Source organism: Pseudomonas viridiflava (assembly GCF_900602065.1).
Classification (GTDB): domain Bacteria; phylum Pseudomonadota; class Gammaproteobacteria; order Pseudomonadales; family Pseudomonadaceae; genus Aquipseudomonas.
In genome coordinates, this window is record NZ_UWFN01000116.1 from 411,206 (window position 1) to 433,828 (window position 22,623).

The 22,623-nt window shown below is 57.9% G+C and carries 15 protein-coding genes; 14 read left to right on the forward strand and 1 reads right to left on the reverse strand.

Features of this window, described 5'->3' with window-relative positions; all coding sequences use genetic code 11:
* Positions 1 to 394 precede the first annotated feature (394 nt).
* From EE949_RS07155 to EE949_RS07220, 14 genes are all read left to right on the forward strand, one after another.
* Positions 395 to 1,783, forward strand: a complete 1,389-nt coding sequence (locus EE949_RS07155; protein WP_122663745.1) for an SrfA family protein — start codon at positions 395 to 397, stop codon at positions 1,781 to 1,783.
* 11 nt (positions 1,784 to 1,794) lie between these two features.
* Positions 1,795 to 4,932 (forward strand): virulence factor SrfB, encoded by a 3,138-nt coding sequence (locus tag EE949_RS07160; RefSeq protein ID WP_122663636.1) that lies wholly within the window; start codon positions 1,795 to 1,797, stop codon positions 4,930 to 4,932.
* Positions 4,929 to 7,631 (forward strand): putative virulence factor, encoded by a 2,703-nt coding sequence (locus EE949_RS07165; RefSeq protein WP_122663637.1) that lies wholly within the window; start codon positions 4,929 to 4,931, stop codon positions 7,629 to 7,631. The genes EE949_RS07160 and EE949_RS07165 overlap by 4 nt, the downstream gene beginning before the upstream one ends.
* Before the next feature lie 3 nt (positions 7,632 to 7,634).
* Positions 7,635 to 8,666, forward strand: a complete 1,032-nt coding sequence (locus EE949_RS07170; protein WP_122663638.1) for a hypothetical protein — start codon at positions 7,635 to 7,637, stop codon at positions 8,664 to 8,666.
* Positions 8,663 to 10,657 (forward strand): vWA domain-containing protein, encoded by a 1,995-nt coding sequence (locus tag EE949_RS07175; RefSeq protein WP_122663639.1) that lies wholly within the window; start codon positions 8,663 to 8,665, stop codon positions 10,655 to 10,657. The genes EE949_RS07170 and EE949_RS07175 overlap by 4 nt, the downstream gene beginning before the upstream one ends.
* A 1-nt stretch (position 10,658) precedes the next feature.
* Complete coding sequence (locus tag EE949_RS07180; RefSeq protein ID WP_122663640.1) at positions 10,659 to 11,351, forward strand: ABC transporter ATP-binding protein; 693 nt, start codon at positions 10,659 to 10,661, stop codon at positions 11,349 to 11,351.
* Positions 11,335 to 12,558 (forward strand): ABC transporter permease, encoded by a 1,224-nt coding sequence (locus EE949_RS07185; RefSeq protein ID WP_122663641.1) that lies wholly within the window; start codon positions 11,335 to 11,337, stop codon positions 12,556 to 12,558. The genes EE949_RS07180 and EE949_RS07185 overlap by 17 nt, the downstream gene beginning before the upstream one ends.
* A gap of 28 nt (positions 12,559 to 12,586) precedes the next feature.
* Positions 12,587 to 14,089: an SUMF1/EgtB/PvdO family nonheme iron enzyme gene (locus EE949_RS07190; protein ID WP_122663746.1), complete on the forward strand. Its 1,503-nt coding sequence runs from the start codon at positions 12,587 to 12,589 to the stop codon at positions 14,087 to 14,089.
* 33 nt (positions 14,090 to 14,122) lie between these two features.
* Complete coding sequence (locus EE949_RS07195; protein ID WP_122663642.1) at positions 14,123 to 14,863, forward strand: hypothetical protein; 741 nt, start codon at positions 14,123 to 14,125, stop codon at positions 14,861 to 14,863.
* A gap of 7 nt (positions 14,864 to 14,870) precedes the next feature.
* On the forward strand, positions 14,871 to 15,371 hold the full coding sequence (locus EE949_RS07200) for a hypothetical protein (RefSeq protein WP_122663643.1): 501 nt from the start codon (positions 14,871 to 14,873) through the stop codon (positions 15,369 to 15,371).
* A gap of 50 nt (positions 15,372 to 15,421) precedes the next feature.
* Positions 15,422 to 16,699, forward strand: a complete 1,278-nt coding sequence (locus EE949_RS07205; RefSeq protein ID WP_122663644.1) for a vWA domain-containing protein — start codon at positions 15,422 to 15,424, stop codon at positions 16,697 to 16,699.
* A gap of 227 nt (positions 16,700 to 16,926) precedes the next feature.
* Positions 16,927 to 19,185, forward strand: coding sequence for an ATP-binding protein (locus EE949_RS07210; protein WP_122663645.1), 2,259 nt, complete (start codon positions 16,927 to 16,929; stop codon positions 19,183 to 19,185).
* A gap of 16 nt (positions 19,186 to 19,201) precedes the next feature.
* The gene (locus tag EE949_RS07215; protein WP_122663646.1) at positions 19,202 to 19,663 is read left to right on the forward strand and encodes a response regulator; all 462 of its coding nucleotides are present in this window, start codon (positions 19,202 to 19,204) and stop codon (positions 19,661 to 19,663) included.
* Positions 19,664 to 19,693: 30 nt separating this feature from the next.
* Positions 19,694 to 22,075: a hybrid sensor histidine kinase/response regulator gene (locus EE949_RS07220; protein ID WP_122663647.1), complete on the forward strand. Its 2,382-nt coding sequence runs from the start codon at positions 19,694 to 19,696 to the stop codon at positions 22,073 to 22,075.
* On the opposite strand, the gene EE949_RS07225 is transcribed toward EE949_RS07220, so the two are convergent.
* Positions 22,072 to 22,398 carry a hypothetical protein gene (locus tag EE949_RS07225; RefSeq protein ID WP_122663648.1) on the reverse strand — a complete coding sequence of 109 codons (327 nt, stop codon included), beginning with the start codon at positions 22,396 to 22,398 and terminating at the stop codon, positions 22,072 to 22,074. The genes EE949_RS07220 and EE949_RS07225 overlap by 4 nt on opposite strands.
* Positions 22,399 to 22,623: the final 225 nt, after the last annotated feature.

The following is a 22,623-nucleotide window of genomic DNA, read 5'->3' on the forward strand; positions in this document are numbered from 1 at the left end:
CAACGACGCCTCATTGATGCGTGCAGCATAAAGCAGGTCACAGCGATGTGCTGCAACTCGGGATTCAAACGCAAAACATCAGCGCCCTTGCCTGAGGGATATGACAGATAGAAACCTTGAGTTTCCTCCTTGTGCAGGCTCCGCGAGCAAATCAATAGCCTCAGGTACCGCACTGTTTCTTCTATTGCCAAAGTGCCGACTGAAAAGACACAAAGCCGCAATGCAGCTGACAAGAAAATGCAGAACAGCTACGCCATCCCCTCTGGCACGCTATCCCCAGAGCAAAACATTATTTTGTGTAAAAATTGACGACAACGGCATTTAGCCATTACTGTTGCCGCCTGCTGAAGCGTCTTCATCAGCCAATGGATTGAATTACAAGGGAATGTTCAGCATGCACGGTGCGCTGCTTCGTACGGGCAAAAGTGACGATTTCATTGCCGTGGGAGAAACAGGGCAACCTGTTTACAAGGCTGCGCTGCAACTCATCGCAGCGCTGACCCGTAAATCGCCTGCATTGGCTCTGTTCCTCGCTGTGCCAAAAAGCAATGAACAAGGCAGCGTCATTGACTGGTATAGCCCGGTTCAGGGTGACGTTGTACCTTGGAGTTCTGCCACAGAAGCAGAGACCGAAGAAGCCCGCTCGCAACTGATTCATTTCAAAAACACCATCGCGGACATGAGTCTGGCACTGGTGCAAGCCGGTAACAAAGGCGGCCAAAGCGATCAGGTTATTTTCGGAAAACTTCTGGGCCTCGTGCCTCATGCACCCTCTGAGAACTATCTGTACCTGGTCCAGGCCAAGCGTACCAACGCCCAAGGTGAGATTGAGCATTACACGCAGCCGGTGTTGAGTTTCTGGGGCTTTGTGCAGCACGAAGGCGATCGCCATCGCGACCCGCTGTATTTCCTGACCCCCGCGCCGATTGTCGCCCCGCCCGCAACGCTGACGGCACCCGCGTCTGTTACCGCGCCTGAAACCCCGATATCTCTGACTAAGAACGTGCGTCCCTGGTGGCGCCGTTTCTGGTGGCTATGGCCATTGTTGCTGTTACTACTGGCCCTGCTGCTATTTGGCCTGCTACGCGGCTGTATACCGACGGTCACGCTGCCGGTGGGAAGCGTGTCCCTGCCTGCCACGACCACGACCACGACCATAGACACTTCGAACCTCAACAACCCGTCCGGAAACGTTGTACCTGGCGGCGCAACATTGCCTGCCAGCGAAATACCGGCGAACGGCCAACTGCCTTCCCTCCCGGCTACGGAGCCCGCTACCACGACGCCAGAGCCGAAGACAGAACCTGTACCAGAGGCCGGCGAACCACAACCCGCCGAGCCACCTGCACCGGAGCCAGCTTCGCCGCCAACCACGGCCGCCGAGCCTGCGCAATCCAGCGCTCCAGTTGCTCCCGGTACACCGCTGAGCATTCCACCGGATATCGCTGAAGGCCCCGCTGATTTTCTCAACGGCAATTACCGTGCGGGCGCGGGAATCATGGACGCTAAAACCTCCAAGCCATTACGCCTGGAATACGCATTCGAGAAAGGCCAGGGCAACGTCACTATCCGCCGCCCGGATGGCGTGTCCTGCACAGGTGCAGTCAATGCTGCGATGAATGCCGGCAACCTGGGCATACACAGCCAGGATCAAGCCAGTTGCACCGACGGTAGCCGTTATGACATGCCTCAAGTGTCCTGCAAGCCAGGCGCCCAAAGCATCGCTGATTGCCAAGGTAACTATGGCAACACCCAATTCCCCATGTCCATGCGGCGCGAATAAAGGCTGGACCCATGCTGCCAGAACTCACGCAATTCGAAGATACCGTTCACCTGATCAATGACAGTGGACTCCAGTTCATGGATTTCGCCGTCAAGCTTGATTTGCGTAACGAACCCGCCGGGCGCTTTGCCAAGATGGGCAATACGCTCATCGCCCGTCTGTTGCAGAATCAGGAAACCAAACAATATTTCCACTTGGGCCCGGTCGGCACTGCCAACCAGTCTGGCGAGCGGCTGATTCAGTCGCAGACTCAGGAACGGCTGATCAGCGAAGTCGATGACGAAGACCTGACGCTGAGCATGCAGGCGAGCCTCAAGCTGCTGGACGGCCTATGGCTGCCCGCGCCATTCTTTCGCTTCCTGCCGCCCGAGCGCTATGACGAAGGCCCGACCAACTGGGCGCGAGTTCGCCTGATTGAACTCGAACAGCCGGATATTGATGGCAATACCCACCGCCTTACACTGGTGTTCGACACACGCTCGATGGCGTCGGCAGCAGGCATGCAATACCTGGCTCCTACACGTGATGACATCAATGCGGGCTCGTCTTTCCGCCTGGCCTGTCACGCACGCCAGAGCCGCTGGTTCCTGGACCAGAAATGGGTGCAGGACTGGCTGACGGAAATCTATCGTGAAGGCAACAAGCATCGCCCCAGCGAAGACATTGATGAAGAGCTGGTTGAGCAGCGCCACATCGGCCACTACCTGAACTTGCTGAGCCTGCTGGCCAAACCGATTCCGGAACAGCGCAGCAGCGAGCCAGCACGTATTGAAGTGCCTGAAATCAAGCTGACCGCCAACGGTGTGGACTCCATTGATCCGCCGATCCCGGTGGACTTGGTACTGGACGTTGGCAACTCACGCACCTGCGGTATTTTGATCGAAAACCACGGGCAATCCGGCGATGGGATGAAGCACAACTACATCCTGCAAATCCGCGATCTCGTGCGCCCAGAGCGGGTTTACAATCAGCCGTTTGAAAGCCGCATCGAGTTCGCGCAGGCATCGTTCGGCAAAGAAAACTTCTCGGTCCAGAGCGGTCGTCATGACGCCTTCCAGTGGCCGACGATTGCCCGGGTTGGCGTCGAAGCCGGGCGCCTGTCTGGCCGGCGTCGTGGCACCGAAGGCTCCACAGGATTGTCGAGTCCCAAGCGCTATCTTTGGGATGAAAACGCTTACACCCACGGTTGGCGTTTTAACAATTCCTATGTGCAGACCGACAGCGAGCCAAAGGCAACCGCTGCGCCGTTTTCGCACAAAATCACCAAGCTCGGTCAGGCGTTCTACAAGCTCAAGAACGAAGATGACCGCCTGCCTGCGTTTTCTCCGCAATATTCGCGCAGCTCGCTGATGACCTTCATGCTTGCCGAGGTGTTGACGCAAACGCTTTCGCAAATCAACAGCCCGGCGCAACGTACTCGCATGGGACACACCCAGCGGCCACGCCAGTTGTCCAGCATCACCCTGACCGTGCCCCCGGGCATGCCGCAAGTTGAACGCAGCCTTCTCAATGATCGCTTGCTGCAAGCTCTGGCGTTGGTCTGGAAATGCATGGGCTGGCACGACGGCGACCTCGACCCAAGCAAAGCCAAGGGCCTTAACTCGCCGGTGCCCGCACCCCGTGTGCCCCTGCCGCGAATTAAAGTCGAATGGGACGAAGCCACCTGCGGGCAACTGGTTTATCTGTATACCGAAATTCGTGAGAACTTTGCCGGCCACGCTCAAGAGTTTTTTGACACATTGGCCCGTCCGGACAAGGCTGACCGCGAGCGTATTACCCTGGCCAGCATCGACATCGGCGGCGGTACGACAGACCTGGTAATCACTGATTACTCGCTGGAGCGCGGTGCCGAAAATGCCAGCGGCAGCAACGTATCGATCATCCCTGAACAACGCTTCCGTGACAGCTTCAAGGTAGCCGGTGACGACATCCTGCTGGACATCATCCAGCGCTTTGTCTTGCCGGGGCTGGAACTGGCGCTGAAAGAGTTTGGCGTGGTTTCGCCCCGCTCGTTGCTGTCAAAGCTGTGCGGCGATGAAAGTACCAGCGCCCAGGACGCAATCCTGCGCCAGCAACTGAACCTGCAAGTCTTCGTGCCGCTGGGCCTGCGCCTGCTCAAAGACTACGAAGCCTACGACCCTGAACTGCCAAGCCCGGTGCACCACTACACCTTCGCCGAGTTACTGGAAAAAGACGCCATCAGCGAGCGCATCCACGAATACGTCGCGGGCGGCGTACGTCGTATCGATGGCGGACGCGATGGCTTCGACTTGCGCAACGTCACGCTGCGCATTGATCTGCCCGCAATTCACCAGGCGTTCCTCAAGGGCCAGATCAACCTGAGCAAGATTCTTGATGCCTTGTGTGAAGTGGTGTTCCAGTACCCTTGCGACGCATTGCTGCTGACGGGACGTCCGTCACGCCTGCCGGGCGTCCAAGCCTACATCCGTCGCAAGGTGCCGCTGCCACCGGGACGTATCGTCCCCATGAACGGTTATCGCACCGGCGGCTGGTACCCGTTCCATCGCAATGGTCAGATCGACGACCCGAAAAGTACTGCCGCCGTCGGGGCGATGCTGTGCCTGCTCAGCGAGCAGCGCAAAGTCTCGAACTTTTACTTCAGCGTCGGGCGCCTCAAGCCCTACTCGACCATGCGCCATATCGGCAAACTGGACGAAAACAATCTGGTTATTGACCACGACATGCTTTACAGCGACGTGATTAAAACCGACGCGAAAGGCAACGAATTCCTGCAACTGCACGAACCACAACTGGACGGCCCGCAACTGCGGGTACTGGGCAAGACCCGTCTTGGCTACCGCCAGTTGAACGCCGAGCGCTGGGTTGCGGCGCCGTTGTATCTGATTGAGCTCACCGAGCGCGGTACGCGCAAACTCGTCGGTAAACCAACCACTGACGGCAAGGAAGCCTGCCTCTTATTGCGTTTTCGCGTAGAGAACGCCGATGCAGACCGCGGCGACGCCGAGATCATCGCCGAGACGCTGGTCATTGATGACAACATCGCCAGCAACGTTCAGGACCAATCCTTCGACCGCAAAGACGTGAGGCTGCAGCTCTACACCATGTTGAGTGCTGAAGGCGGTGCCTCCAACTATTGGCTCGACAGCGGGAGCGTGAGTCCGAAATGACTACTCTGAGCACTGAACAGATGCAACTCGCCCACGCCTGGACCTCTGTCCATAAAGGCGCAGGTCTGGCCCTGGACTGGGTGGCCGAAGTGGCCGAGAACAGCGAAGAAGTAGCGACCAAGGCTCACGCCTTGAACCGCGATTTGTATCGCGCTCGCAACCTGGCGCGCAGCCTTGGGCGTGTGTCTACCACCCCTATGGGCATTGGTTTTTTCGGCTTGTCCCAGGCGGGTAAGAGCTACCTGATTTCGGCATTGGCCGCAGACGGCAAAGGCCAGTTACTGACTCAGTTCGGGCCTCAGCAACTGGATTTCATCAAACACATCAACCCGGTCGGCGGCGGTAAAGAAGCCACCGGGCTGGTCACCCGCTTCACCCGTCGTGCACTGCCGAGTACGGATCCACTGTTCCCGGTGGAACTGCGCTTGTTCCGGGAAGTGGAGATTGCGATTGTCCTCGCCAACGCATGGTTCGAAGACTTCGACCATCAAAAGCTCAATAGCCAGATCACTGATGCGCAGATAGACGCGGTGCTGCACCGCCTTGAAGAAAACGCAACAGCCCCTCCGTCGCCCGGCGTAGGCAGCGACGACGTGGTCCTGCTGTGGGACTACCTGGAGCATAACTACCCCAACGCCGTTCGGCCGTTGAGCGCGCGGTATTGGCCACAGGTGATCAAGCTGGCTCCGCGACTTTCGATTCGCGAACGCGCCCAGTTGTTCTCCTTGCTGTGGGGCGGTGTCGGCAAAATGACCGAAACCTACGAGCAACTGGCGACTGCCCTGCACCGCCTTGGTCTGGCGGAAACGGTTTACGCACCGCTCAGCTCGCTGGTCAGTGAGCGCGACGGACAGATGATCCAGACCAACAGCATCATCAACGTCGATATCCTCAGCCGTCTGGGCGGCATTGGCGACAGCCCGCTGGAAGTCCGCCCGTTCGTTGACGGCAGCTTGCGGCCCGCTGTCTCAGTGGGCAGAGCAGAACTGGCGGCATTGACCAACGAGCTGATTTTTCGACTGGACAACGAACCGGCCAACGCCATCGTCAATAGCGTCGACCTGCTGGACTTCCCGGGCTACCGCAGCCGCCAGAAGCTAATGAGCATCGATGAAGCCAGTGAGGTGGACAGCAACGGCGCCACTAATAACCCGGTCGCCAAACTGTTGCTGCGCGGCAAAGTGGCTTACCTGTTCGAACGCTACACCAACGAACAGGAAATGAATGCGCTGGTGATGTGCACCAGCACCTTCAAGCAGAGCGAAGTGGTCAGCGTTGGCCCAGTACTCAAGAGCTGGATTGACAAGACCCAGGGCACCAGTGCCCAGCAACGGGATGCACGGGCCAGCGGTCTGATCTGGGCCCTGACCATGTGCGACGGCTTTATCGGCGGCGCGCTCAACGGTGAGATCGTGCAGTTCCCTGAAGCCTGCGACAACATGCTCAAACTGACCATGATCGAGCGCTTCGGTAACGAAGAGTGGATGAAGCAATGGGGCAGCACTCCGTTCAGAAACACTTATCTGGTGCGCAAGCCACGCTTTAAGACAACCTTCCTCGACCTGGAATCTAACGGCGAAGAACTACGCTTCAACGAGTTCTACGACGACGCCTTGCAAGCTCTGCAAACCGCATTCAGCAGCAGCGAATTGGTCAAGCGCCATGTCGCTGATCCGCAGGATGCCTGGCAAGCGATGCTCAAACTCAACGATGGCGGCATGAGCCGCTTCAGCAGTGCCTTCACGCCCGTTGCCAATATCGACTTCAAGCTGCAGCGCATCGAAGAACAACTCGATGAGTTAATGGTGCAGCTGCTACCGCGACTCGAGCAGTACTACGAAGCCGGTGGCGAAGACGAGCGCGCCAAGAAGAAAGTCATTGCCAACCTGATCGTCAAACCGTTTGCCACGACCAAGCATGGCAAATACGTGCTCGGCGAACTGCTCGCTTACATGGCTATACCTGAAGATCAACTGCGCGACCTTTACCTGAGCGGCGACTTCGACAGCCCTTCCGTTGAAAGCAGCGAAGCTGTGCAGAACGTTAGCGAGCCGGAAATTGAATACGACATTTTCGGAGAAGCCATTGTTCAGGCAGCTCAGTCAGAAGCGACCGTGACTGCAGCAGTGACCGCACCGCAATATCAAAGCCACGAACATCGGTTCGCACGAGCTGCATTCGATTTGTGGGCAACTCATCTGCGCAACCTGAGCCGTCGCCAGCATCTGCTTGAGCTGCTTGAGCTGCCTGCTGAAGCCATCGCCCTGCTGGTGAAGGAACTGGTGATCTGCGCCGAGCGTCTGGACCTGCCATCCCAGCTCAGCGCAGCCTTGCTCAAGCGTGCCCAGAGCGGTGTGCGCAGAGAGAATCTGGTGCAGCGCCAAGTACTGACAACGCAACTGCTGCTCAACGACTTCGCCGCCTGGTTTGGCCATACTGCCGACCCTGCCGAGCAGCGTCCTAAAGGATTGCTCGGTGCAAAACAGCCACTGTTCGCTTTCTATCAACAGGAAATGCCAGGTCGCTTCCCGCTTCTGGCAGCGCAGGCCGACGACCAGAGCGTGATCTTCGCTGACGACTGGATCTCCGGCATCGCCATCCATACCCAGAACAACGTTGGCCATCGCAAGGGCAAAGAAATCACGCCCGAGCAAAATGAGGCCATGGGCCGCGCCATCCAGGCCTTCAAAGCGAGATAATTCATGTCCATCACGATCAAACTCTCTCCACTTGCCAACCCGATACCGGGGCACGGTTTTCTTCAGGTACGTGGCTGGGAGCATGATGCTGGCAACCTGGAGTTTGCCTTCCAGCGCAATCAGGATGACTACTACCTGCAACACGACCAGCAATGGGGCAATGCGCCTTGCTGGTTTGCTCAGCATTTCGTGGAAGCCGCCGACGGCGACTCCATCAGCCATCAGGTCGGCCCGGAGATCGTAGATCCGCTGTTGCAGAACTCGGCTACCGGGGTTTTTAACTTCCGCCTGCGTAGCCCTGATGGCAGTGGCGAAGATGAAAACCCGATGAAACTGATGGAAGGCCTGGCGTTGTCGGGTGCAGGCAACGCCACCGGACCAGGCGCCGCGCAAACGACAGTTAGCCTTGCTCCAACGCAAACAGCGCCTGAGACAGTGCAGCCCGTCGCTGAGTCCGTGAGCGAGGCAGCAGTCGAACCTGCAACGTTGGCGGAGCCCGTTGTTGAGCCTGCTCCCGCAGCATCCACGAAACCGGCCAAAAGCCGCACGGCGTTGTTGGCCGTTGTCATTCTGGCGTTGCTGGCGATTGCCGCTGGCCTGTGGTTCTGGCTCAAGCAACCCGCCGCTCCGGCTCCGGTCGTAGCGGCCACGCCTCCTCCTGTCGTGGCAGCGCCCGCACCGACAGGTGCTGCGCCGTGCAGCGTTGAAGCATTAAGCACTGAAACCGAATTGAATTTCGTCCAGGGCTGCATCAAGCAATCGCCGGACAGCGCGGCATTGCTCAAAGTCATAGAACTGGCCAAAGCCAACAAGCAATGCGGCGTCGCGCAAAGGCTGTATGCCAACCGTGCACAAGCGGGCAATGTCGACGTTGCCATGGCCTACGCTCGCGAATACGACCCCAAGTATCTGCAAGCCAGTGACTGCTTCAAAACCCCTGACAACGCCACTGCCGCCTACTGGTACGAAACCATTCTGGGCTACCAGGCCGACAACGCCGAAGCAGCGCAACGCCTCAAGGAGCTGAAGCCGTGACCTTGCGCCATTTTTCGCTGACACTCGCCGCCTGTCTGTGCCTGGGTTCAGGTTGGGCGCTAGCCGCTGACAAACCCTTGTTGCAGGACGGCAAAAAAACCCTGTTCCAACGTGTGCTCACCACACCCGGCTGCCATTTGAGCACTGCCGCAGGTGGGCCAGCCGGTGCAGCGCAGCCGCCGTTCAGCCGTTTCTATGTTTACGAGCGGGCCAGTGCAGGCACTGCCCAATGGTTGAAAGTTGGGCCTGACAGTTTTGGCAAGACCAGCGGCTGGCTACCCGCAGACTGCACCGTGGACTGGAAAATGCAGTTGACCCTGGCCTTCACTAACCCGGCCAACCGCGACCGACTGATGTTTTTCAAGGAGCGCGAAACCCTCGAAGGCATCCTCGACGCTCCGGATCCGGTCAGCCGGGTTGCCCCGTTGCGCGCCAAACTCAAGCAAAACTCCACAGCGCCCGGAGTACTGGCTCAAGAGCCGGAATACTTCATTGATATGCAGAAGCAGTTCTACTTGCTGCCAGTGCTGAGTGGCGAAGAGGTCATGACCGAAGCCGGCTTTCGTACACGCATCCTGAATGTCGCGTCAGTGAGCAAAGCTGATGCGGCGGCAGGACAACCTGGCCAGACGGGCGCAACCCCAGGCCAGGCTCAGGGGCAGAGTCCGGCCGGAGCAGATGCGGCCAGCCAACTCAAAGAGTTCAGTGCAGCCGTCGTGTTCGTTATCGACTCCACCATCTCCATGGACCCGTACATTGAGCGCACCCGCGAAGCCATCGCCAAGGTGTACGCGCAGATCGCCAAGGAAAACCTTGATCGCCAGGTGAAATTCGGTCTGGTTGCATTCCGTTCCAGCACCAAAGCCGTACCGGGACTGGAATACGTCACCAAGATGTACGCCGACCCTAATACCGTGAAGGACGGCGCCGACTTTCTGGCAAAAGCCGCTGACCTCAAGCAGGCAAAAGTGTCGAGCAAGAGCTTTGCCGAAGACTCGTATGCAGGTGTGATGCAGGCGATCGACCAGGTTGACTGGAGCCCGTTCGGCGCACGTTATGTCGTGCTGATCACCGACGCTGGCGCTCTGGATGGCGACGACAAACTGTCCAAAACCGGTCTGAATGCCGAGCAGGTCCGTATCGAAGCCAGTAACCCTGGCGTGGCCATCTACACCTTGCACCTGAAAACCGCTGCCGGGGTGAAGGATCACGCCAAAGCCCAGGCCCAGTACGAAGCGCTGTCCACTTACTCCGGAACAAACACCTCCCTTTACTACCCCGTGGATGCCGGTGACGTGAACGCCTTCGGCAGCAAAGTCGATGCGCTGGCTAACGCTATTACCGGCCAGGTCAAAGCCGCCTACATGGGTGACGACGCCATCGGCAGCGCCATGAACGCCACCGCTGCGCCCGCCGAACAGAAAATGCTCGACGATGCCGCGCTGATCGGCCATGCCATGCGCCTGGCCTATCTGGGCGACAAGACCGGGACCCAGGCTCCACCGGTGTTTCAGGCGTGGATTGCCGACCGTGACCCGATCAAGCAGAACGTCCCGACCACTGACGTCAGGGTGCTGCTGACCAAGTCGCAACTGAGTGATCTCAGTGACGTGCTGAAGAAGATTCTGGATGCCGCCAACGAAGGGCTGATTTCACCGAGCGAGATGTTCGAGCGTCTGCGCTCTGTCGCCGCAACAATGGGCACTGACCCTAATCAGCTCAAGCAGAATGGCACGGCCAAGCTGTCCGAACTGGGTGTAATGGGTGAGTACCTGGATGACCTGCCCTACCACAGCGAAGTGTTGAACCTGGATGAGGACACCTGGAAAAGCTGGGATGGCCTGGCGCAGGAAAAATTCATCCGTACGCTGGCGACCAAACTGCGCCACTACCAGGTCTACAACGCAGATGTCGACCGCTGGGTGTCACTGGCCGAAGGGAGTGATGCCCGTGACAACGTTTACCCGGTTCCTCTGGAAATGATGCCCTGACATGCTGCAGATCAAAGGACTGAAGGTACAACGAGGGAGCGGTACACAGGCACACCGGGTGCACCTGCCCGAGTTGACGCTGGGGCGCGGTGCGGTGCTGGCGATAACCGGCGAAAGCGGTTGCGGCAAAAGCACACTGCTCGAAGCGCTGGGTCTGCTGCTGGCGCCTGAGCAGGTTGCGCAGTACCACTTGGGAAACGCGAACATCGCTGCGCTGCTGGCAGCCGATGATCAATCGGCACTGGCTGAAGTGCGTGCTCGTTCGTTGGGTTTTATTCTGCAGAATGGCGGATTACTACCATTTCTTAACGTTCGAGACAACATCAGTCTGCCCATGCGTCTTCTCGGCATGGGCAGTGAAAGCGAACATGTCGAGCGCGCCATCGCGGCCCTGCGCCTGGAGCCGCTGCTGAAAAAGCTGCCTCAGGCCCTGTCCATCGGCGAACGTCAGCGGGTGGCCTGCGTGCGCGCCATTGCCCATCAACCGCTACTGCTTCTGGCCGATGAGCCTACTGCCGCTCTGGACCCCCATAACGCAAGACAACTGTTTGAACTGCTGCTGGGGCTGGTCGATGAATTGGGGCTGAGTGCGCTGATCGTTTCCCACGATTGGGAATTGGTCAACAGCTTTGGTCTAGCGCGCCTGAGTGCTGTCTCCCAGCCTGGGGAGACACGCTTTGAAGCATTCAATTGAACGCCTGAAGCTGCTTGTAAGCCTGGCTATTGCTGACCTCTGGCACGACCGAAAAGTCTCGCTATGCATCGCGGCCTCACTGGTTGCAGTGATTGCCCCGCTGTTGCTGCTGTTCGGTCTCAAGCATGGCGTGGTCAGCCAATTGCAGGAGGAGCTGTTACGCGATCCACGCAACCTGGAAATCAAGTTGCTCAGCAGCGGCAACTATGACGGACAGTGGCTGAGTGAACTGCAACGACAACCACAGACCGGCTTCGCATTGGGCCTGACCCGCTCGCTCAACACACAGGCCGACCTGCTGGGTAATCGCGGACGCTTCATAGACAACGTCGAAATCATGCCCACTGCTGGCGGGGACCCGCTGCTCAACACGCCTGCCAGCGCACTTGCGCCGGGGCAGGTGATTCTCAGCGCTGCGGCGGCTGAACGGCTGACGCTGAAGGTGGGTAAACCGTTGCGCATGCTTGTGCAACGACGCCTGGACGGGAAACCGGAAAGAGGCGAAACCACGCTGACGCTGGTCGGCATTATCCCTGCTGTCAGCTTCGCCCGCCCTGCTGCATTCGTGCACCCCGACGTGCTGCTGCAACTGGAGCGTTTTCGCGACGGCTATGCGGTCAATGCACTCGGCGCCACGAGCGGCCAACCGGAAGTCGAATTGGCCCCCCGCTACGCCCGAGCCCGGCTTTACGCCAAAGACATTGACAGCGTCGCACCACTGGAGCGCTGGTTGAATGCACAGAATATCGAAACCGCCAGCCGGTTGGCCGACATCGAGAACGTCAAAGCCATCAATCATGTACTGGGGGTGATTTTCGGCGTTATTGCCGGGGCGGCCTTATTGGGCTGCATCGCGTCGCTGGTGGGTGCTTTTCTGGCCAATATTGATCGAAAACGTCGCAGCCTGGCTTTGCTGCGTCTGATGGGGTTCACCAGTCAGGCAGTCGCGGGTTACGTCGTCCTGCAAGCCCTGGTGCTGGCAGGAATTGGCTATATCGGTGGCCTGGCGTTTTATCTCGCCGGCAGCCAGGCCTTCAACCAGTTACTGGGCGGCCAACGCATCACTGGCAGTTTTGTATGCCACATCACCCCCTTGCACGGCCTCGCGGCGCTGGCGCTCGCTCTTGCGATTGCGGCACTGGTTGCGCTTGTCGGTGCCACCCGAGCTATCAGAATCCAACCCGCGGAGAGTCTGCGTGAACTGTAAACACTGGCGCCACCTGCTGTTTGTGCCCCTGACCCTGGCCAGCCTTCAGGCATCAGCCGCCTGGGAAGAGAAGTTCTACAACCCGATGCCAGACGCTGACGACGTGGTGCTGCCGATGCCCTGCGACGGCGCCATGGTGTTTCGCAAGGTGTTTATCCCGCTTGCCGGCCCACTGGACGACTACCCCATCAATATTGGCGGTGACAACAACGAATGGGGCTATGTCGAACAGACCCATCCAGCGTTCATTGCCGGTAGCTTCACTGCCGAAAAAACCGCCAAGTCGCGTTATTACCTGCTCGCCAAATATGAGATGAGCGACCTGCAATATCGTGCGCTGACACAGGCCGAGTGCCCTACGGCATCGAACAAGCAACGATTGCCAGCCGTTTCGCTGAGCTGGATGCAGGCAATGGCAGCGGCCGACAAGTACAACCTGTGGTTGCGCCAGAACGCAGCGGACAAGTTGCCCAAAGAAGACGGCGTGGCGGGCTTTGTCCGCTTGCCGACAGAAGTTGAGTGGGAATTTGCTGCACGCGGCGGGCTGAATGTCAGCACCGCGGAGTTCCGCGACCTGCGCTACCCGATGCCGGATGGGCTGAATGCCTATGAATGGTTTGCCGGAGCCCAGTCCTCCAATGGTCAACTGCAACTGACCGGACTGCTCAAACCCAACCCGCTGGGCTTGCACGACATGCTTGGCAACGTCGATGAAATGATGTTTGAGCCGTTTCGCCTGAACAAACTGGATCGCCAGCATGGCCAGGCTGGAGGCTATGTGGTCCGTGGCGGTGACTATCGGACCGCTCAAGGTGAGCTGCGCAGCGCCTTGCGCAAGGAACGCAACTACTACGAAGCCAAAGACGCTGCGACCAGCAAAACCACAGGCGTGAGATTCTCCCTGGTGTCCAGCACGCTCACCTCTCGCGAACGCGTTGCCAGCATCGAAAGCAGCTGGAAAAAACTGGGAACCGGCAACGGCGACACCAGTCAGGACGAAAAAAACACAGCACAGGCACTGGGAACACTGGCCTCTGGCGTCGAAGACGAGGTGTTGAAAGAAAAACTCAAGACCCTGGAAAACCAGCTACGTGCCAGTAACCAGCAGCAGGAAGAGACTCGCGATCAGGCGATCCGCGCAAGTCTCAACCTTGGCGCATTCCTCTGCACCAAGATGCTCGACGACGGCAAATACCTGGACTTCCTGCAGAAGAATTACGAGCTCAATTGCTCGGCAACTGACCAGGACAGCAGTTGCCCTATGCGCAAAGGCAAGCTCGACGAGCAGCGCGATCGACTGCACAAACTCAGCCGTTACTACGCAAGTAGCCTCGTGGACTCCGCAACACTCTACGGCGAGCCGCTGTTGGCCAGGCAAATACCGGTCATAAGCGAAATCATCACGCGCAACGAACAGCTCAAAGAGCTCAAGCCCTACTTGCAGACCCACTGGGTCAATCAGCAGGCATTTCTTAAAACCCAAAAAATCGACACCGATGCCTGGCTCGGCCGCTGCAAAGCAGTCCAGTAACTCGACGTCACGCTTACTTCAAGGAGCTTCAGTATGGAACAAGTACGTAATTATCTGCCCAAGGTCATGCTCGGCCTGCTGCTCTCTGTCAGCCTGGTGTTGGCAGGCTGCGGCACCAACGGCATCGGTAGCAGCATGCTCGATAACTCCAGCACAGCACCCGACCCACGGCTGACCAAAAGCGCCGATGCGTCATTCTTTTCCACCTCCGGCCTCACTGCATGTGCGGGTGCCGCAGGTGTTGGCGTTCTGGCTTGTGCCGTGACCAGCCCTAACGACAAAGTGAAATGCATGGTAGTAGCCGGTATCGCTGCCTGCGGCGTGGCCATGGGCGCCAACTATTACTACGACTACCGTCGCGCCAAGTACTCCGACACCACTCAACGCCTGCAACTGATGAATGACGAAGTGAAAGCGGACACCGAAAAAGTCGCTCAGCGCACCGCCACCCTTCAGCAAGTGATCAACGACGACAAAGAGCGCATCGCAGACATCCAGAAATCGATCAAAAGCAAAACCGTGGATAAAGCCAAGGCACAGCAGGAAATCGCCAGCGTCGACAGCAATCTTGCGCAGATGAAAAAAGACCTGAGCGGCATGCGTGACAAAGTTAACGAATATCAGAAAACCGCCAATCTGGAGCGCGTTAATGGTGGTGGCAAGCAAGTGACCGAGATCGATAACGAAATCACTAAAATGAACAATAAAGTCGCGTCCTTGCAGAAAGAAGTAGACGGTCTGTACAGCCAGCGTCAAGCCATCACTCTGGGTTGAAATGAAAATGATTATTCGAGCACTTGTCGTCAGTTCGGGGCTGCTGCTGTTGAGTGGCTGTGCCACTCCGCCGGGTAGCTGCGACTCAAACAATGCCGAAGCCAGCCTGATCGCAAAAATGAACTGCGATCACTCGGGCGGCTACAGCGAACAGATCCGCCAGCGGGAACAGTCGCTAACGGACGCCCGCGCAGAAAACGCGGCATTCCACGACGTTTACAACGCCTTGCAAGACCAACAGAAAGTCGCCAGTAAAAGCCTTGCCGAGCAACAGCGGCAGCAGGCCACGCTGGACGCGTCGATGAGCAAGCTACTGGGCCAGCTCAAGACCCGTCATGCCAACAAGACGCAGGTTCAACAACAGATCGCCGACCTTGAGAAACAGATGGCCGCCAAAAAGCAGGCCACCGCCAGTACTGATCCGGCGGTTATCGAGGCACGTAAGCAAGAACTGAAAGCCCTGCAGCAAAAAGTTTCTCGGCTGCAACTAAGCCTCGGCTACGAGTAACTCCCTTCCTGGAGGCCCTTCGGGGCCTCGTTTGATTCCGGACCTGTGCCATGCAACGCATCTCCCGCGACGCCACTCCCTATCCACCGGCGCTGTTGCGTGCGTTGGAAAGCAAGGTCGAACTGCTGCACCATTATTTCCCTCCCAGCGTTGCCAGCCTTTACGCTATCCCGCGTACAGGAGGTGAAGACATAGTGCAGTGGTGGTCGGAGCTCGGAGGTCAACCGCTGCAATACCGTAACCTGAACGCCACGGCACAGCAGGCATTGATCGCACGCTACACCCAACGCCAACAGGCCATCAGACTTCTGGTGGATGAATTGCAGTTGCGCGGTAAAGGCGAGGACGCCCAGGCCCTAAGCAGCATGATCGGCGCTCCGGATCTGGATAACCTTTATAGCCTGAACGAAGAGCCCGTCATTATTCGCTGGGGCCTGCCACTTCCTGCAACGCCTGCCGCTCCGGCTCCCGCTGCGCATAAGCAAACGGCCCTGCCCACTGCCAGGCCGCATTCACGACGTTGGTGGTTGCGCATGCCTTTCTGGCTACTCGCGCTGCCTTTACTGTTGTTACTGCTGTGGCTTCTGTGGACCTGGCGCGGCGGATTGTGGCACTTGATCCGTCCGGCTCAGGTAAGCAGCTATGCCTGTGAAGCAGGTGCAACTGCGCCTGATTTCGTGGTTGTACTGGACACATCCGGCTCCATGAATCTGAACATCAATACCTCCGCAGAAGACGAAGCCTGGATGAACAAGATGTCCAGCAAGCTACCGGACAGCAATCCCAGAAAAGCACGCCTGCTTGCCGAACCCACTCGACTGACGGTTGCCAAACAAGCGTTTGGAGCAATGGTTGACCACCTGCACCCTGACATTGATACCCGCCTGATCACTTTTCAGGGCTGTGAGCGGACAGTTGATCATGGCCTGTTCGCGCCCAATGCCAGGCAACAACTGATTACCGGGGTTAACCAACTCGACGCAGACGATGGCACACCGTTGACCGCGAGCCTCATCCAGGCCGCAAGCAAGGTCGACGGGCGCTTCAAGGATGCCGTCGTGGTGATGTTTGTCGACGGTGAAGATGGTTGCGACAAGAACGCTTGCGAAGCCTCCGCGCGTATTGCCAGCCAACAGCCGAGATTGCGGGTCAATCTGGTCAACATCAGTGACGGAAATCTGTCCAACTGTATCGCCGAAAACACCGGCGGCCGGGTTTACGCTGCTCGCGATGCCGTCGAAGTACAACGCATGCTGCGTGAGGCAATGGAAGAAGTTGCCGACACGCCAGCGTGTGCAAGTCCCCCTCCAGGCAAAGAGCCCCTCTGATCAATGCGGTTATGCGTGCGAAACAGGTGGCCGTGAAGGTAAGGAGCAGTACAACCTTGTTGAAAATGCTCCCCAATCGTCCGACGACACATCAACAGCCACAGTATGGATGTCAATAATTTGATACTGTGTCATCGGATTTTTTGAGGCGAATGCAACCCGGCGTTCTTCAGCTCATCACCTGAGTCTGTGCCAACCGTCTCTGAAACCTTCAAGAGGGGAAAATTTTGACCGCTACCGACACTCACGCATCTCTGCAGGCGGCCATCGATAACTGTGCTCGCGAGCCTATTCGCACGCCGGGCAGCATTCAGCCACAAGGGTTTCTGATCGTTATTGACGAACCCGCGATGACGATTGTCCAGATCAGCGAGAACATTGCCCAGTGGTTGAATGTGGATGCAGCCCAGCTGCTGGGCAGCGACCTCGATTCCCTCGTTAAAGATGGCACCGCATTTGTTGGCCAGTTAGGTGAGCTGGACGAAGATGAGGCGCAGCCTTTCCACGTCGGTGACGTCACGTTCCTCAAAGGCGATCGTGCGGGTCAAGCGGTGGCAATGATGCTGCACCGCAACGACGGTGTGCTGATTGCCGAGTTCGAACCGGCCGGTGACACCGCCACGGCTCACGGACAGTTGTACCCACTGGTTCGCGCGTTCATCAGTCAGATGCGTGAGGAAGAAAGCGTTGACGAGCTGTGTGAACGATCGGTGCGTTTTATCAAGCGCATTACCGGATTCGGTCGGGTCAATGCTTACCGTTTCGACAAGGACGGCAATGGCGTGGTCAACGCCGAGCTGGCAGACGCCGGATATCCACGTTATCTGGGGCTGTGCTTTCCGGCATCGGACATTCCTGCGCAAGCGCGCGAATTGTATTGCCTGAATCGCATCCGGATCATTGCGGATGCCAATTACACCCCGTCAGTGATCACGCCTGGCATCAATCCCAAAACACAGCGCCCGCTCGACCTGAGCTACGCGACGCTGCGCAGCGTTTCCCCGGTGCACTTGCAGTACATGCGCAACATGGGCACCGGCGCCTCCATGTCCATCTCGATTGTGGTCGATGGCCAATTGTGGGGCCTGATCTCCTGCCATAACGCTGCACCGCATCCTGTCAGTTTCCAGACCCGTTCGGCCTGCGAATTGCTGGGGCGTGTCCTGTCGTTGCAGGTTGAAACCAAAGAAGCTCATCTGCGTAACCATCGAATGCTGGGGCTGCGCAAAGACATCGTGCACATGCTGGCGGCAATGGCCGACCATGACAGCGTGTTCAAGGGCCTCAAATCCCTTCCCGAAACGTTTATCCGCTTCGTGGGTGCCTGCGGTGCCGCGGTGGTTTCGGATGAAGAATGCGAACTGTTCGGCCAGACGCCGCCTGAGCGCTCCGTTCGCGCATTGGCTGCATGGCTCGCGGAGCGCGGTGGCCCCGATACCTTCCAGACCAACAACGTCAGCGTCGACGTCGCGCAAATACCCGGCCTTGCCCGGGCAGTGAGTGGCGTGCTGGCGGTGTCCATTTCAGAACTGCACTCCAACTACCTTATCTGGTTCAAACCCGAGCAGACCCGAGTGGTTCACTGGGCCGGCAAACCGGAAAAAGCCATTGATCCAAACGGCTCCCTGAGCCCTCGTCAAAGCTTTGAATTGTGGAAGCAGACCGTCGAAGGGTATTCCGCTGCCTGGGAAGAAACCGAACTGGAAGGTGTTGGCGAATTGCGCCTTGCAGTGCTGGGCATCGTGCTGCGCAAGGCCGAGGAAATGGCGCAACTGGCCACTGAACTCAAGCGCAGCAACAAAGAGCTGGAAGCGTTTTCCTATAGCGTCTCCCACGACCTGCGCGCCCCACTGCGGCATATTGCCGGTTATGCAGAGCTGCTCAAGGATATGGAACAAGGAAACCTGTCTGAACGCGGCCAACGCTTTCTGGGCACCATCGGTGATTCGGCGAAGTTCGCCGGCACCCTGGTGGACAACCTGCTGAGTTTTTCGCAGATGGGACGATCCGCCATGCGTCAGTCAGAGGTCAATCTGACAGCCATGGTCGAATGGATCCGGCGAGAAATGCTGCCAGACTACGAAGGCCGGACAATCGAGTGGGTGGTGGGCGAATTGCCTATCATTATTGCCGACCCGGCTTTTTTACATCTGGCGATGCGTAACCTGCTCGCCAACGCAATCAAATATACCCGCAATGAAACCATTGCTGTCATTGAAGTCACTGCGGTTCAGGAACCTCAAGGCGTTGTCGTCAGCGTCAGGGATAACGGTGTTGGCTTCGATATGCAATACGCCGACAAGCTGTTCGGCGTATTCCAGCGTCTGCACCGGATGGAGGAGTTCGAAGGCACCGGCATTGGCCTGGCCAATGTCCGGCGGATCATCGAGCGCCATGGCGGCACCGTTCACGCGCAAGGCGTCCTCAATCAAGGCGCTACGTTCTCCTTCACCCTGCCCTACAAAACCCTGATCCCAGCCGTCTGAGTACGAAGGAAAAAAAATGCTCAAACCCATCTTACTGGTTGAAGACAACCCCAACGATCTGGAGCTGACCCTGGTCGCACTCGAACGCAGCCAGTTGGCCAACGAAGTGATTGTGCTGCGCGACGGCGCGGAAGCGCTCGACTACCTGTTTCGCCGCAATGCTTATGCAGAGCGCACTGGCGGCAATCCAGCAGTCCTGCTGCTGGACCTGAAACTGCCCAAGGTCGACGGGTTACAGGTACTCGACGCGATTCGCCAGTCAGAAGATTTACGCAGCATCCCGGTGGTCATGCTGACCTCCTCCCGTGAAGAACTGGACCTGTCACGCGCCTATCAACTGGGCGTCAATGCGTACGTCGTCAAGCCTGTCGAGTTCAAGGAGTTCGTCAGCGCCATCTCCGACCTGGGAATTTTCTGGGCAGTGCTGAACGAACCACCACCTGGTTCGGTCAGAGCTCAGCGTCGTCCTAGCTCCTGATCCCAATTTGATTAAGCGCAGTCAGACTTAATGCCACTCAAAGAATTGAAGCTCCTCCTTATTGAAGACAGTCCGCAGGATGCGGAATTGACCCTTTTGTCCTTGGAGGCCAGTGGCATCAAAGTTGACTCCACCCTGGTACACAATCACCAGGGTGCCGCACAGGCGCTCACTCAAGAGGTGTTCGATGTAGTTCTGTGTGATTTTCTGCTGCCGGGGTCATCCGGCGCAGATGTTCTGAAAATCGCCCAACAGCTGGCACCTGAAACACCCTTCATATTTCTCTCAGGCATTTTCGGCGAGCAACAGGCCGTGGAAATGATGCGCCTGGGGGCTGTTGATTACGTCCTCAAGCAAAACTTCAAGATGCTGCCCAAAGCCGTCAGGCGTGCGGTGTCGGAAGTCCGCGAACGCACCCAGCGCCGGGCTGCGGAAACCGCGCTGCAAGACGTTGAGGTAAGGGCGCGTCTCGCCATTGAAGCCGCACTGATGGGCGTCTGGGAAATCCAGCCCGCCACCGGCCGGATGCTCTGGGATGAACGCTGCAACACGTTGTACGAAATCTTGCCCCACACCCCGGTGGACTTGTCGTTCCTGCTCGCTCGATGCCATCCGGAAGATCGCGCGCTGCTGGAGTCGAAAATCAACGCCGCTATTGCCCGGGAGTCTGACTACCAGATCGAATACCGGGCACTGATGCCCAACGGCCGTTCACGCTGGCTGTTCTCCAGCGGCCGCTCGGTGTTCGAAGACGGCAGATGCGTGCGCATCACTGGCGTCATGCAGGACATCAGTGAACGCAAGCAGGCGACCCGGGAACTGGTCGAGCTGAACGAAGTGTTGGGGGCACGTATCGAGCAGCGCACACGCGAGCGCGATCGAATCTGGGAGCTGTCCAGAGAACTGCTGGCCGTGCTGCAACTGGACATGACGCCTATCTCTTTCAATCCGGCCTGGGAGGCGACGCTGGGCTGGTCGCATGAGCAAATCAGCCAGATGCGCTTATGGGAACTGATCCACCCGGACGATTTCCGCACGACACTCCACGAAATGGAGAGCATTGCCCAAGGCAATATCTCTACCCGCTTCGTCAACCGCATGAAGCACAAATCCGGTGACTACCGCTGGTTGTCCTGGACCATCGTGCCCGAGGACGGGCTGATGTATGCCGCTGTACGCGACATTACCGAGGAGCGCGCAGTCATTGATGAACTGGCCGCGGCTAATCAGAGGCTGCGGGCGCAAATCAGCGAACGGGAGCGGATCGAAGCGGACCTGCAGCAGATGCAGCGCCTGGAAGTCGTGGGTCAGCTAACCGCTGGCGTGGCTCATGACTTCAACAACCTGCTGACCGTGATCCTGACCAGCACTACCTTTGCGATCAGGGACATCGAGCGCGGCACACTGGACAAGACCGCCAAACGCTTGCAGAACGTCAAGGACGCAGGCGAACGCGGGGCCAAGCTCACGGCTCAACTGCTGTCTTTCTCCCGCCGCCAGCGCCTGCAGCCAACCGCTATCAATCTCAATGACACCATTCGCGGCATGGGCACCCTGCTCGGCCGCGCACTGGGTGGCAGTATCTGGATCGAAACCGATCTGGCCAATGACCTCTGGTATGCCATGGGCGACCCGACCCAGACCGAGATGATCATCCTCAACCTGGCGATCAATGCGCGAGACGCCATGGCCATGGGCGGCTCGCTATGCTTTTCGACGTTCAATGAACACGTCACCCGGCCTGCCATACGCCCCGAGGACCCGGAGCCGGGCAAATATGTGGTGTTGGCTATCCGTGACTCAGGCAGCGGCATGAGCCCCGAGACCCTGCTTCGGGCGTTCGAACCGTTTTACACCACCAAAGACGTGGGTAAGGGCTCGGGCCTCGGCCTGGCTCAGGTATTCGGCTTCGCCAAGCAATCGGGCGGCGGCGTGATGATTGAAAGCGAGTTGGGGGTCGGCACCAAAGTCATGGTCTATCTGCCCAGCGTCGACAAGCCGGTGACACTGCCGGATGAACAGACATCGGCTCAGGCCCCGTCTGAGGTGGGGGGCGCGCACACGATCCTGCTTGTGGACGACGACCCGGAAGTCAGGGCCGTGACGGTACAAATGCTTGAGTCCATGGACTACAAGGTCATACAGGCAAAAGACGGCGCACAGGCGCTGACCTTGCTGGATCAGGACATTGATCTGGTGCTGACTGACTTCGCAATGCCGGGCATGACCGGTGGTGAGCTCGCCAGCCTGATTCATAAGAACCATCCAGCCCTGCCGGTGCTCTTTGTCACAGGCTATGCCGACACCGACGTTCTGGGTCTGAACGGTTCGGCTGTGGTCCAGAAGCCATTCAACGAGTTCGATTTGCGAAACAAGCTGCACGCCATGTTGAGCAACACCGGGCGTCGCTAGCACTCCCCTCTCAGAGAGGCTGCTCCAATCTCGGTCAGCCCGCTGATGATGTGCTGGGTGTAGGGGAACGCAGGATCCTCATCCAGTATCCGTTCTGACACCAACAGCCCCTCCCTCACCAACGCATCAACCGCGTCTACGCACTGAGCAATCGGTGGAATGCGCGTGCGCGTGCGCAGCATCTGCATGTAGATCTGGCCAAAGGTCAGTTTTCTGGACTGGACATGATTGAGTTGCTGGACGGTTTTCAGGACGGCGAGATCGATCGCGTATTTCCTCTCAGCAGTCGCTGGGTGGAGCGTATCGGCGGGAAGTAACTGCATAAATGATGACATCGTTAAAAAGGAAAAGACGATACTTAAACCACTAGCCCACTAATGAGCCAACACCCTCCAGCACTCGCTTCATATAAGCTCGATTAAACCAAACACTGAAACAGCGTCAGTCACTGCTATTCTCAAACAGGTCAAAACCAATAATAAATCTTCTTATTAGGCACCCAACAAAAAGCCTTATAGCGATTAAGTAACCGACTATTAAACCTCGCA